Consider the following 13037-nt stretch of genomic DNA (forward strand, 5'->3'; position numbering starts at 1 on the left):
ACGACGTTGCAGAGCACGTGAGCACTCCGGAGACCGTCGACGTCGTCGTGATCGGCGCGGGTCAAGCCGGACTGTCGGCCGCGTACCACCTGCATCGCCGCGGATTCGTCCCGCTGGGCACCACCGAAGCCGCGACCGCAGCACGCACCTTCGTCGTCCTCGACGCGAACGACGCCCCGGGCGGCGCCTGGCAGCACCGATGGCGGTCGCTCACCATGTCGACCGTCAACGGGATCTACGACCTGCCCGGCATGCCGAAGCCCGAGCTCGATCCCGCCTCGCCGAGTGTCGACGTCATCCCGCCGTACTTCGCGGCGTTCGAAGAGCGTTTCGCCCTCGCAGTCCGCCGCCCGGTGCAGGTCCGCGCCGTCCGCCGCGAGGGCGACGACCCGCACGGTCGGCTCCTCGTCGAGACCGCGGCGAGCGCCGACTCCTCAGGCGCTGACTCCTCGGGCGCCGACTCCCCCGCCGCCGTGTTCCGGGCGCGGGCGGTCGTGAACGCGACGGGCACCTGGACGAAACCGTTCTGGCCCGCGTACCCGGGACGGGAACGCTTCGCCGGACGCCAGCTGCACGTGGCCGACTACGTCTCCGCTGACGAGTTCCGCGGCCGACGCGTCGTCGTCGTCGGTGCCGGCATCTCGGCCATCCAGCTGCTCGAGGAGATCTCGCGGGTGGCGGAGACGGTGTGGATGACACGACGCGAACCGGAGTGGGTGGAGGACGACTTCGACACCGCCGCCCGGGTGGAGGCGATCAAGCGTGTCGAGGAACGCGTGCGCCAAGGCCTCCCACCGGGCAGCGTGATCTCCGTGACGGGGATGCACTGGACGCCGTGGGCGCGAGCGGCCGAGGCGCGCGGTGTCCTGGTGCGTCAGCCGATGTTCCGCCGCATCGAGGAGCACGGGGTCGTCCTCGCCGACGGCTCGTTCCTCCCGGTCGACGCCATCCTCTGGGCCACCGGGTTCCGAGCGGCGCTCGACCACCTCGCACCGCTCGGCATCCGACTGCCCGGGGGCGGTATCCGGATCGACGGCACCAGGGCGGCCGACGAGCCGCGGGTGCACCTCATCGGGTACGGCCCCTCAGCGTCGACAGTCGGCGCGAACCGGGCCGGGCGGGCGGCGGTCATGGCGATCCTCGCCGACCTCGACGCCGCCGTCCCGGTCCCACACCGCTGACCCCGTCACTGCACCGCGACGGGGATCGGCACGGCGGGAGCCCGCTCGGAGCGCACGAAGCCGATCCCGAGCAGGATGCAGACTCCACCGAGGAGCTGCGCGAGCGACAGCTGCTCCCCCAGGAGGATCCAGGCGAACCCGGTCGCCGCGACCACCTCGAGGAGGCCCGCGAAGGAGGCCAGTCGGGAGCCGAGCATCTGACTCGCGGTGATGCTCGCCGCATAGGCGACGGCCGTCGACACCACCCCGACGAACAGGAGCGGCACCCACCACACGACGTCGGTGCCGAGCACCGTGACGTCGGCGTCGGAGGTCGTGAACGGCACGCCGACGAGCCCCGCGAGCCACAGACTGAGCGCCCCGATGAGCAGACCGATGGCGGCGAACGCCACCGGAGGCAGCCCCTTCGCCGGCCGCGCCGAGATGACGTAGTACGCGGCGCAGCCCACCATCGCGAGGATGGCGAACAGCAGGCCGACCGGGTCGAGCGTCGAGCCACCGCTCGGAGCGACGACGAGCACGAGCCCGACGAGCGACACGACGGAGCCGACGAGCACGACCGTCGCAGGACGACGTCGGGTCAGCACCCATGCGACGGCGACGAGCAGCAGCGGTGCCATGTACTCGACGAGGATCGCGGTCCCGACGGCGATGGTCTGCAGCGCCGCGAAGTAGACGAGCTGCGTCGCCGCCACCCCGATGAGGCCCATGCCGAGCAGTCGCCAGCGTCCACGCCAGACCGCGTCCCAGCGACCGCGGAGCGCGATGAGGGCGAACGGGGCGAGTACCAGGCCACCGATCAGGGCACGGACGGTGACCGCGGCAGCGGGGCTCCACCCCGATGCGAGCACCGGTTTGATGAACGCTCCGGAGGTGCCGAACGCGACCGCGGCGAGTACCGCGACGAGCAGACCGACCGTGGTCGAGGACGTGTGCTTCATGGGTGTCTCCAGCTGCCGCGAGTGGGGCCGGCAGAAGAGGTGGACGCCCGGCTGAGATGAAGCTACTCTCGGAGAGAGTAAGGAGTCAACTTGCATTTTGCCCCTGACACCGAGGATGCGCTGCTCTTCGCCGCGCTGCTCGTGAACACCCGCGCATCGGCGTCCCGGAGCGGACTCGACGAGCTCGCGACACCGCCACAACTCGTCGAGCTCCTGCGGGTCAGTCGGTACTCGGGTCGGGTCGACGGCGATGAGCCCGAGCGGGCCGCGGTGGCCAGGCTCCGGGAACGGATCCACGCACTCTGGGCCTCCGACGCGGACGCCCCGGACACCCGCGACCGCGCCGTCACCGAGATCAACGCGATGCTCCGGGAGTCCGCCGCGCTCCCCCAGCTGCGCCGCCACGACGGCTTCGACTGGCACCTCCACGCCACCGAGTTCGACGCACCGCTCGTCGACCGCGTCCAGACCGAGATCGCCATGGCACTCGTCGACGTCGTCCGGTCCGACGCCTGGGACCGCCTGCGGCTCTGCGGCGCCGACGATTGCGACGGCTTGCTCGTCGATCTGTCCCGCAACGGTTCGAAACGCTATTGCTCCGTCCGCTGCAGCAACCGGGTCAACACGATCGCGTTCCGCGCACGGGCGCAGTAGCGGCCGTCAGCAGGCCCACACGACGCTCACGACCGCGCGCTCGTCACATCCCAGAGATGGTGCACCGGGTCGTGGATGAAGTAGCGGCCGAGGGTCTCGGTCGTGAAGCGCGCGCCGTCGCTCCGTCGACCCGTCCGCGTGAGCGCCTCGTCCGGTACCCGCTCGAACGCTGCGGCAAGCACCGTCGCGGCCTCGACCAGCTCCGCCGACACCCGGTTCGGGTCCTGCTCGCCGTAGCGCTCCTCGAGAGCCGTCGCGTCCTGGTCCCAGTTCTCGAACGCGGGATCGTCTTCGTCGAGGACGAGCCGCAGCCGGACGTCGAAGATGCGGAACACGTCCCGCACGTGGGCCGCATACTCGAGCGGCGACCAGGTCTGCGGGTCGGGCCGCTCCCGGACGTCGGCACGCTCCAGCACCGCCGGCCACGCGGCGGCGTTCTCCAGGATCAACCCGGGGAGGTCCCGGAACCCGAACCGCGACGTGTCCATCCCGCACTCGGGACAGGCGCGCTCGAGGACCCAGGTCCAGTTCTTCGTGTCCGGGACGATGGTGTCGTCGTCGGGCGTGTTCGTCGTCATGGGTTCACTCTAGGAAGCGGCACGCCCCAGCGACCCTCGCGAAAGCGTCATCGTGCCGCGATCCGCCGCCACGCTCACCCGCTGGCGGCACCGTGCCGATGCCTCCGCTACCCGGCGGGGGCGACCGGCGGGGCGCACACCATCGCCGAGGCGGCGAGCTGCTCCGCCATCTGCTGCCCGGACCACGGGAGTGCGATCTCGGGGGCCTTCTGGCCGCTCGCCGGTGCCGCCTTCGCACCGATCGAGGCGAGCTGCATCGCGAGCGTCTGCGCGAAGCCCGCACCGAGCGTCGAGTTGTTGAGCATGACGACGACCGTCAGTCCGGAGGTCGGGTCGGAGAAGGCCGCCGAGAGCGAGCCGGGGATCGCGCCGGCCTGCCCCCGGAGGGGACCGACCTGCAACCCGCCCACACCGAAGCTCTTCCAGGTCGGCTCAGCCTCGCCCAGCGAGACGGGGTCCTTCCACTGCTTCTTGAAGGTGCTGTCGTTCAGCAGCGAGCCGGACGCGAATGATTGGGTGAACTTCCGCAGATCGTCGACCGAGGAGACGACGCCACCGGCGGTCCACACCATCGAGGGCGACAGCTCGGTCTCGTCGGTCGGCGCGTCGCACTGGTAGGTGCCGTCCGCGATGCGCGGCGTCAGGTACCCCTTGGGGTGCGCGCCTGGAAGTGCGACGGTGGAGGCGTCGGGGAAGCTGGACTTCGACATGCCGAGCGGCGAGAAGACGTAGTGGTCGTACAGGGACTGCCAGGACTGGCCGGTCAGCTCCTCGAGCGCCATGCCGAGCAGGATGTACCCGGTGTCGCTCGAACCGAAGAGTGCCCCCGGAGCCGTCCGGGTCCCGCTCGCGAGGCCGTTCGCGAGGATCTCGGCCATCGACCAGTTGCGGGTCGGGTTGGTGGTGAACTGGGTGTTGAGCGCGGGCGTGTAGGTACCGAGCCCCGACGTGCCCTGGCACAGCTGCTGGTAGGTGATGCCCTCGATGCCCTGAACCTGCGGGAGCGTCTTGTGAACCTGGTCGGTGAGCTTGATCTTGCCCTCGTCGACGAGCTCGAGGAGCACGGTGCAGGTCATCGGGCGCGTGGTGTCGCCGATGCGGTAGACCATGGACGGGTCCATCTTGGTCTTGCCACCCGGCTCGGTCGTGCCGACGCCGGCCGTGAAGCTCCCGGCCCACGGCGCCCAGACGCCGACGATGGCGCCGGAGGATCCGGACTGGGCGACAGCGGCCTCGACCGCCGCCGTGATGGCGTCGGTCGTGTCGCTCGCGAGCGTGCCGCTGACCTGGTCGGGGAAGTCGGTGTCGGACACCGAGGGGCCCGAGCAGCCGACGAGCACCGTCGCGAGGGTCGCCGCGGTAAGGAGTGCGGCGAGACGCCGGCGCCTCGGAGCTGTTGCAGTCAAGTCATCCCCCTGATGAGCGGCCTGCGGAGCTGCAGACTGTTCCCGATTGTAACCGGGCGCGGCTGAGAGCTGCGGTCGCACGCCGCGTGCCGGTCACTCGGGCGGCGGACCTGGTGCGGGGCCCGTCGATGGTGTTCCCTGGAGAGGTGACCTCGAACGCCTTCCCCCAGACCACCGTCGACGCCGTCCTGGCACACATGAACGGCGACCACCCCGACGACAACGTGCTCATCGTGCGCGCCTTCCTGGAACCGGCAGCCGAAGCCGCCACCATGATCGCGCTGGACGGGACGGGTGGCGAGTGGACCTGGACGGTCGACGGCACCGCCGCGGGTGGGCGGGTGCCCTGGCCCGCCGGCACCATCACCGAGCGCGGCGAGATCCGACGCGAGGTCGTCGCCCTCTACGACGCGGCGTGCGCCCGTCTGGGCGTGGAGCCACGCCCGCACGACTGAGCGACGGCCGCCCATCGGCCGTCGACCGCGGATGACCGCCTCAGGTGACCAAACCGTCGACGCCCGCACCTCCGAACTCCTCAACGCCCCGAGACGACTCGCGGCACGAAGGATCAGGAGGCATTCCCATGCGTCATTCACCCAACCGGCTCCTCGCCGCCGTCTTCGGCGCGGTCTACGTGGTCGTCGGACTCCTCGGCGGGATCGTCGCGGGCGGCCTGCCGTTCCTCACCACCGAGGGCGGTCTCCTGCTCGGGGTCTTCGAGGTCAACCCGCTGCACAACATCGCGCACGTCCTCATCGGCGCGGCACTGCTCATCGCCGGGCTCTCGAACGTCGTCGCGGCCAAGACCGTCAACACGGTGATCGGTGGTTTCTACCTCCTGCTCGGTGTCGTCGGATTCTTCATCGTGGGCTCCGCGCTCAACATCCTCGCGCTCAACACGGCCGACCACTTCCTCCACCTCGCGAGCGCCGTGGTGCTGCTCGGTGCCGGACTGGCTGCGGACAAGCGCACGCACCGGGTGGCGACGGCCTGACATGTCGGCCTCCGTCGAACGTGAGGACGCCTGGGCGGGCGGCGACACCGCGGTCCGCTCCGGGACGACGTCGATCTCGAACAGCCTGCTCGCGATGTGCGCACTCGGTGTCGGCCTCGTGCTGATCGCGACCGGCGCCGGGTCCTCCCCCGTGGGTGCGATCCCGCTCGTCACCCTGGGCGCCGCCGCACTGCTGTGGTCCGTCGTGGTCCTCGTCCGCGACCGGGTGCCGGGCCTCCGAGCGTCCTTCGCCGGCACGGTGGGCACGGTCGTCATCTGGGTGGCGCTGTACGGACTCGCCTCCCTCGGTGTCACGACCGTGCCGCCGTTCCTGCCGACCCTCTCGTCCACGGTCCTGCTGCTCATCGTCGCCGGGGTGCTCGCACGGCGACTCCGGCGGGTCACCCTCGCGTCGACGGCGCCGGACGAACTCGAGCTCGACGCCCTGGTGACGCGAGCGAGCCGTCGGCCACGTCGCGAGCCGAGCACCGGACGGTACGTGCTCACCCTGCTCGCCGGGGCAGCGGTCGTGGCGGCGATCACCACACCGGCACTGGCCCAGACCAACGCCGGTGCGTTCGCGGTCCCGCACGGTTCCCTGCACAGCAGCCACTGATTCCCTCCACAGCGACAGATCCACCCTCCCGTTCACGATCCCGGCCCGTTACACTTAGGCAACCCTTACCGAACCAGCCGACGCGGAGTCCGACATGAGCACTGTGATCCCCTTCTCCCAGGCCCTGCGCGAGCGCACATCCTCCGGCCACTCCTCCAGCGAGGGGGCGGACTTCATGAGCGACCTCATGACCGGGAAGGGTTCGAAGGAGGACTACATCGCCCTCGTCGCGCAGCACTTCTTCATCTACGAGGCCCTCGAGGCCGCAGCCGACCGCATGCGCGCCGATGCCGTCGCCGCTCCGTTCATCAGCGACAAGCTGACGCGGCTCCCCGCCATCGTGCAGGACCTCGAGTTCCTCATCGGTCCGGACTGGCGCGAACAGATCACCCCACTCCCCACCACTGCCCGGTACGTGGCACGGATCAACGAGGTCGGCGCCGTCTGGCCCGGCGGCTTCGTGGCGCACCACTACACCCGGTACCTCGGCGACCTCTCGGGTGGGCAGATCATCCGCACGCTCATGCAGCGTCAGTTCGGCTTCGACACCAACGGCGTCGGCTTCTACCTCTTCGGCGACATCGCGAAGCCGCGCGAGTTCAAGGACACCTACCGCGAGCAGCTCGACGCCGTCCCGTGGGACGACGAGGAGCAGGCCCGCGTGATCGACGAGGTCATGGTGGCGTACCGCTTCAACACCGACCTCTTCCGCGACCTCGCGACCGCGAAGGCCGCAGCGACCGACGTCGCCTGATCCGTCCGTCTCAGCTTTCGGCCGGGTGCCGCGCGGTCGGCGAAACGCCCCTCCCGCGTGTCGCTCGCGCGGCGTAGCATCTCGGGCATGGACGTCATCCTCGTACCCGGCTTCTGGCTCGACGCATCCTCGTGGAGTGCGGTCACACCCCCGCTCGAAGCGGCAGGCCATCGGGTCCGACCGCTCACCCTCCCCGGCCTCGAGAGCGTCACTGCCGACCGCGCCGGCATCGGCCTCCGCGACCACGTCGACGCCGTGGTCGCCGAGATCGACTCCGGCACCGAGCCCGTCGTGCTCGTCGGGCATTCCGGCGGCGGCGCCATCATCTCCGCCGCGATCGACGCCCGCCCTGACCGCGTCGTCCGCGCCGTGTACGTCGACTCGGGTCCGCTCGCCGACGGCGCGTGCATCAACGAGGAACTCCCCTCGTCGGGTTCCGATATCCCACTGCCCGACTGGACGGTGTTCGACGCGGAGGACCTCGTCGACCTGGACGACGAGCTCCGTGAACAGTTCCGCGCCAGAGCCGTCCCGCAACCGAAGGGCGTCGCCGTCGACCGACAGCAGCTCTCCGAGGACGACCGCCGCCTGTCCGTGCCGGCGACCGTGGTCGCGTGCGAGTTCTCCTCGGAGATGCTGCGCGGCCTGATGGAACAGGGCCACCCGTACGTCGCGGAACTGGCGCGGCTGCAGGACGTCGAGTTCGTCGACCTCCCGACGGGCCACTGGCCGCAGTTCACGAAGCCGGCCGAGCTCGGCGCGATCCTGCTCCGGGCCGTCGACCGCACCTGACCTCTGCTCAACCCACGACCAGACTGGTCAGCGCGAAGCGTCGACGGGCGCTCAGGTCATGAGGTACGCGAGCGGCAGGATGCCGAGTATCGCGATGAAGACCACTGCCAGCACGGCGTACACCGCGATCTGCGCGCCGCGTCCCTTGATGACCGCCTGACCTCTCGGAGCGAGCGAGCCTGAGACCCACTGCTGCGCCGGCGCGATGTAGTCGAGCGTCGGCGCCTCGCCGGGCTGCAGCAGGTAGTCGGCACGGCCGAACTCCCACAGCCACGCCATCGAGCACGAGACCTGCACGGGCCGGTCGGCCGGAACCGTGAACTGCGACGGTCCCCAGGTCGGGCGGTGCTCGAAGCCGTCGATGCGCACGACGAGTGGGATGAACCCCCAGTATCCGGCGAACGGCGGCTTGCTGGCGTTCAGCTCGAGCGTGCGCCAGGCGGTGATCGGACCGGGCTGCGGCCAGCCCTGCTGCATGGGATGCGTCATAACCGACAATCGTAGGGTCACCGGCCCCGTTCGTTCGCCCCTTTTCGGGCGACGGAGCACCGATTCGCCCAACAATCGGCGAACGGACGCTACTGCCCCGACATGAACCGCTTCACGTCGGTGTCGACGATGATGTCGCTCGGGCGCAGCGGCCGGGAGAGGTAGAGACCGTCGAGCGTCGAGATGCGGCTGAGTGCGACGTAGCTCTGCCCCGGGCTGAACGCGCGGCTGCCCAGGTCGACGATCGCGCGGTCGTAGGTCTTGCCCTGCGACTTGTGGATGGTGACCGCCCACGCGAGCCGCAGCGGGAACTGCGTGAACTCCGCCACGATATCGCGCTTCAGTTGCTTCGTCACCGAGGAGTAGGAGTACTTGTACTTCTCCCACGTCGCCGGCTCGACCTCGAACTGCTCGCCGTCGACCTCGACCCAGACGGTGGAGTCGATCTTCACCACGGTCCCGAGCGTGCCGTTCACCCAGCGACGCTCGCTGTCGTTGCGGAGGAACATGACCTGCGCACCGACCTTGAGGTCGAGCGCCTCATCGGCGGGGAACGCCCGCCCGCCGAAGTCGCCCGAGACCTCCGCGTTGGCGGTGAGCGGCTTGCCGTCGAGCTTGGCGAGCGCCGCCTTGTTGATGCGGTCGACGGTGTCGTTGCGGCTTGCGAGGGTGATGACGCCGTCCTCCGGTGGGGTCCTGGCGCCCATGCCGTTCAGCCGACCGGCCATCTCGGCGGTGACCTGGCCATGCCGGACGCCGTTGAGGAGGTACTTGAACTCGGCCTCGTGCTGGCGGTGGATCTCCGTGAGCTCGACGAGCTGCAGCGGCGTCTCGGACCACACCTTGGCATCGAAGAACCAGAACGAGCGGTAGGTGTCGGCGATGTACGCCCGTTCCTCGAGGCTGCCCGGCACGGGAGCGAGCTGGTACGGGTCGCCGAAGAGGACGATCTGCACGCCGCCGAACGGCTCGCGCGGCCGCTGCCGGGCCTGCCGGAGGCTCCGGTCCATCGCGTCCATGAGGTCGGCGCTCACCATGGAGACCTCATCGACGACGAGGGTGTCGATGGAGTTGAGCAGCTTGCGAGTCTGATCGTTCTGGTCGATCGTGTGGTCGGCGATGAGCCCGATCGGCAGGCGGAACAACGAGTGGATCGTCTGGCCGCCGACGTTCAGCGCGGCGACACCCGTCGGGGCGCAGATGGCCAGCTGCTTCGAGGTGTTCCAGGCGAGGTGGTTGAGGAGCGTCGACTTCCCGGTGCCCGCTCGACCCGTCACGAACAGGTGCTCGCGGGTGCTCTCGATGCGGTCGAAGACGGCTTGCTGCTCGGCGGAGAGGGCTACGCTCATGATGCTTCGGTTCCCTCCCGTTTTCGCCCTCCAATCCTACGCGAGGTGCCCGCCTAGGATGTCAGGATGAGCCATGTCGCGACACGTGGGGAGCTGCGACGCCCGGGAACGGTGCGCGGTGCGCTCGTCCGCGCCGTCGTGCTGTGGCTCTGCATCGCGGCGCTGCTCGTCGCGGCCATCGTCTCCGCCTGGTCGGCCGTCGCCCGCGACGTCTACGGCGCCGGTTCCTTCGCGCGCGGCTACCTGGACGCCCTCGCAGACGACGACGCCGCGACCGCGCTCGCGTTGCCCGGAGTCGCCCTGAGCTCCGCCGAACTCGCCGACGCGGGCCTGCCCGCCGAGAGCTCGGACGCCCTGCTCCGGAGCGAGGCGCTCGGCACCATCGAGGACGTGCGCCTCGTCTCCGACGTCACGACCGCGTCGGGCGTCCACGAGGTGACCTTCTCGTACCGACTCGCGGGGCAGCCGCACAGCACGGTGTTCTCGATCACGAGCGGCGAGCGCACCTTCGGATTGTTCCCGTCGTGGCGCTTCGAGACGAGCCCGTTGAGCGTCGTCCAGCTGACGGTCGCGCACACGACCGGGTTCCGGGCGAACGGCTTCGAGCTCGACACCCGCCGCGTCGCGGAAGGGACCGAGGGGGCCTTCACCTCCACCATCCCGCTCCTCACCTTCACGCCGGGCAGCGTCGACTTCGACGTCGACACCACCTACCTGGCGGCGTCGGTAGAGACGGCGACGACGACCGAGGTCGCGAGCGTCGTCGACGCCGAAGTGACCGCGAGTGCCACCTCGGACTTCGTCGGGGAGGTCCAGACGCAGATCGACGGCTACCTCGACAACTGCGCCACGCAACAGGTCCTCCAGCCCACCGGGTGCCCGTTCGGCATGGTGATCCGCGATCGCGTGGACGACCTACCGGTGTGGTCCATCGCGGCCTACCCCGTGGTGGCGGTCCAGCCGGGCGACACCGGTTGGCAGATGCCTGCGACGGCCGGAGCCGCGCACCTCGTCGTCGACGTGAAGTCGTTGTTCGACGGCACGGTCTCGACCCTCGACGAGGACGTCCCGTTCACGTTGTCGGCGTTCGTGACGATCCGAGACGACGGCTCCCTCTACATCGACCTCCGCTGAAGCCCGCGAACTGTCACTTCGACACAGTCCGACACCCCTCACACTGTTCCGGAGTGACAGTTCGCGGGCTAGGAGCGGGTGTCGTTGGCCGCCATGCGCGCGAGACGCTCGTTGTACTCGTTGAGCTCCGCGTCGTTCGTGCGGTCCGCGTTGCGATCGAGTCGCTTCTGGTCCTTCGCGTCGCTCTTGCTCCACGAGATCGCGACCGCGACGGCGAGCGCCAGGGTCGGGATCTCGCCGACGCTCCAGGCGATCCCGCCGCCCGTCTGCTGGTCGAGGAGCGGTGCCTGCCCCCACGTGCGTCCCATCGCCCCGAACCAGTCGGCGAGGAACAGCCCGGTCGAGGAGATGATCGCCAGCCCGAAGAATGCGTGGAACGCCATCGTCGCGAAGAGCAGCAGGAGCCGCATCGGGTACGGCAGGCGATACGGGACCGGGTCGATGCCGATGAGCGACTGCACGAAGAGGTAGCCGGTGATGAGGAAGTGCACCACCATCCACTCGTGGCCGATGTGGTCCTCCATCGACCAGCGGAACAACGGCGTGTAGTAGAACACCCAGAGTGATCCGGCGAAGAGCACCGCGGTGACGAGCGGGTTCGAGATGATCCCCGCGAACTTCGAGTGCACGGCCAGGAGCACCCACTCCCGACCCCCTCTGGAGTCGTCCGAGCGCTTCCGCACCGCCCGCGCGAGCAGTGTGACAGGCGCTCCGGGGACGAGGAGCACGGGGACGAGCATGGTGAGGCCCATGTGCCCGAGCATGTGCACGCTGAAGAGGTACGGCTGGTAGACGTTGATGCCACCGCAGGTGAGGTAGAAGAGCACGAGCAGCCCGAGCACCCAGCTGACGGTGCGCAGGATCGGCCAGGAGTCGCCCCGGCGGTGCAGACGGACGACGCCCGCGATGTAGAAGAAGATGCCGAAGGCACAGGCCAGCAGCCAGAGGAGGTCGATGTTCCACTCGGTGAAGTACCGCGCGAAGGTCAGTTCCGGCGGCAGTTCCTCCCCGGTGAGCAGCACCGCGGGCGTCGGCGCGGTCGGCACGGTCTGGTCGACCGGCGGGGCCGTCTTCGCGAGGGCTGCGGCGGCACCGGAGGCGATGCCCATGAACCCGAGCTCGAGGGCGACCAGCCACCAGAAGGTGCCCGTGCGGCCCGCGGGGGCGTCCGCACGTGCAGCGGCGGACCGCTCGATGCGGCCGATGAGCACCCGACGCTGCAGCGCGCCGAACAGGCCGAGCGCCAGCAGCGCGAAGACCTTCACGAGGACGAGGACGCCGTACGGGGTGCCCAGGCGGTCGAGCGAGCCGATGCGCAGCTCGGCGCTCACGTATCCGGAGACCGCCACGACGACGAAGGACACGAGTGCCACGGTCGAGTACCGCATGAGCACGGGGGCGAGCCGGCCGTCTTCGAGGGTCTTGCGGATGAAGACGAGCGTGAGCAGACCGCCGAGCCAGATGGCGGCGAACACGAGGTGCAGGCCGAGCGCGGTGACGGCTGCGTTGTGCCCGCTCGCCTCGGCGGAGTGACCCTGCTGGGCCATCGGGAGCAGCGACACGAGGGACAGCCCGAAGACGAACACGAGCACCGTGTGGTTGCGGACGGCGAAGCAGAGCACCGTGACGGCCGCGGCGATGAGGGTCGTCTGCAGCCAGGCCTGGCCCGACTCGATCCCGGTGAAGAAGAGGCTGAGCTTCGCGCCGAACGCGTCGTCGAAGGTGAGCGGCACCTGCGTGACGTTCAGGAAGGTGAAGAAGCCCGTCACGCCGGACGCGACGGTGAAGACCGCGGCGCCGGCTGCGGCGACGTCGAGCGCCGCGCCGTACTCGCGCCGGTCCGGGCTGAGCGCCCAGCAGGCCATGAGCAACGCGCCGATGGTGACGGCGGCGCTCAGGTTGACGAGCAGTTGTGCGATCGGGAGCCCCCACCGCACGACGGCGCCGGGATCGCCCAGGAGTTGCGCATCCGCTCCGCCGCCGAAGGCCAGACCCGCGAGGAGGGTCGCCACAGCCACGAGGAGCAGGAGGGCAGGACCCGCGAGGCGGACGACACGATTCACGCTGCAAGCCTACGCGGCGCTGCTGGGAACCCCGACCGCAGCGGGCTCAGCCGGCGCTCGGTCCCTGAGCCTGTCGGAGGGCGCCG

14 protein-coding genes are annotated in these 13037 nt (G+C 69.9%); 8 read left to right on the forward strand and 6 right to left on the reverse strand.

Annotated elements, in window-relative coordinates:
• The first annotated feature begins 17 nt into the window (after window positions 1–17).
• A complete protein-coding gene (locus tag ACLIME_RS12875; protein WP_411557164.1) occupies window positions 18–1181 on the forward strand; it encodes an FAD-dependent oxidoreductase in 1164 nt (387 codons plus the stop codon).
• A gap of 5 nt (window positions 1182–1186) precedes the next feature.
• Here the strand turns inward: ACLIME_RS12875 and ACLIME_RS12880 are convergent, their stop codons facing one another.
• Window positions 1187–2122: an EamA family transporter gene (locus ACLIME_RS12880; protein WP_079707429.1), complete on the reverse strand. Its 936-nt coding sequence runs from the start codon at window positions 2120–2122 to the stop codon at window positions 1187–1189.
• Between the two features lie 90 nt (window positions 2123–2212).
• Between ACLIME_RS12880 and ACLIME_RS12885 the strand changes: the two genes are divergently transcribed.
• Complete coding sequence (locus tag ACLIME_RS12885; protein WP_079707430.1) at window positions 2213–2776, forward strand: CGNR zinc finger domain-containing protein; 564 nt, start codon at window positions 2213–2215, stop codon at window positions 2774–2776.
• 26 nt (window positions 2777–2802) lie between these two features.
• Here ACLIME_RS12885 and ACLIME_RS12890 read toward each other — a convergent pair whose 3' ends face one another.
• A complete protein-coding gene (locus tag ACLIME_RS12890; RefSeq protein WP_079707431.1) occupies window positions 2803–3354 on the reverse strand; it encodes a DinB family protein in 552 nt (183 codons plus the stop codon).
• Window positions 3355–3461: 107 nt separating this feature from the next.
• Window positions 3462–4760, reverse strand: a complete 1299-nt coding sequence (locus tag ACLIME_RS12895; protein WP_159876281.1) for a serine hydrolase domain-containing protein — start codon at window positions 4758–4760, stop codon at window positions 3462–3464.
• Window positions 4761–4906: 146 nt separating this feature from the next.
• Between ACLIME_RS12895 and ACLIME_RS12900 the strand changes: the two genes are divergently transcribed.
• From ACLIME_RS12900 to ACLIME_RS12920, 5 genes are all read left to right on the forward strand, one after another.
• Window positions 4907–5215 (forward strand): DUF2470 domain-containing protein, encoded by a 309-nt coding sequence (locus ACLIME_RS12900; protein ID WP_341864867.1) that lies wholly within the window; start codon window positions 4907–4909, stop codon window positions 5213–5215.
• Between the two features lie 128 nt (window positions 5216–5343).
• Window positions 5344–5754 (forward strand): DUF4383 domain-containing protein, encoded by a 411-nt coding sequence (locus ACLIME_RS12905; protein ID WP_274500091.1) that lies wholly within the window; start codon window positions 5344–5346, stop codon window positions 5752–5754.
• Window position 5755: 1 nt separating this feature from the next.
• Window positions 5756–6370 (forward strand): hypothetical protein, encoded by a 615-nt coding sequence (locus tag ACLIME_RS12910; protein ID WP_411557165.1) that lies wholly within the window; start codon window positions 5756–5758, stop codon window positions 6368–6370.
• 94 nt (window positions 6371–6464) lie between these two features.
• Window positions 6465–7124 carry a heme oxygenase (biliverdin-producing) gene (locus ACLIME_RS12915; protein WP_411557166.1) on the forward strand — a complete coding sequence of 220 codons (660 nt, stop codon included), beginning with the start codon at window positions 6465–6467 and terminating at the stop codon, window positions 7122–7124.
• An 87-nt stretch (window positions 7125–7211) separates the two neighbouring features.
• Entirely contained in the window at window positions 7212–7916 is a 705-nt protein-coding gene (locus ACLIME_RS12920; RefSeq protein WP_411557167.1) for an alpha/beta fold hydrolase, read from the forward strand.
• Between the two features lie 51 nt (window positions 7917–7967).
• Here the strand turns inward: ACLIME_RS12920 and ACLIME_RS12925 are convergent, their stop codons facing one another.
• Complete coding sequence (locus ACLIME_RS12925; protein ID WP_079707438.1) at window positions 7968–8405, reverse strand: hypothetical protein; 438 nt, start codon at window positions 8403–8405, stop codon at window positions 7968–7970.
• A gap of 89 nt (window positions 8406–8494) precedes the next feature.
• The gene (locus ACLIME_RS12930; protein WP_079003639.1) at window positions 8495–9754 is read right to left on the reverse strand and encodes an ATP-dependent RecD-like DNA helicase; all 1260 of its coding nucleotides are present in this window, start codon (window positions 9752–9754) and stop codon (window positions 8495–8497) included.
• Window positions 9755–9820: 66 nt separating this feature from the next.
• Here ACLIME_RS12930 and ACLIME_RS12935 point away from each other — a divergent pair, with 66 nt between their 5' ends.
• Window positions 9821–10888 carry a hypothetical protein gene (locus ACLIME_RS12935; RefSeq protein WP_079707439.1) on the forward strand — a complete coding sequence of 356 codons (1068 nt, stop codon included), beginning with the start codon at window positions 9821–9823 and terminating at the stop codon, window positions 10886–10888.
• A gap of 68 nt (window positions 10889–10956) precedes the next feature.
• On the opposite strand, the gene ACLIME_RS12940 is transcribed toward ACLIME_RS12935, so the two are convergent.
• On the reverse strand, window positions 10957–12951 hold the full coding sequence (locus ACLIME_RS12940; protein WP_411557168.1) for a cytochrome c oxidase assembly protein: 1995 nt from the start codon (window positions 12949–12951) through the stop codon (window positions 10957–10959).
• Window positions 12952–13037: the final 86 nt, after the last annotated feature.

This window comes from Plantibacter sp. MPB07 (assembly GCF_046619465.1).
Lineage (GTDB): Bacteria > Actinomycetota > Actinomycetes > Actinomycetales > Microbacteriaceae > Plantibacter > Plantibacter auratus.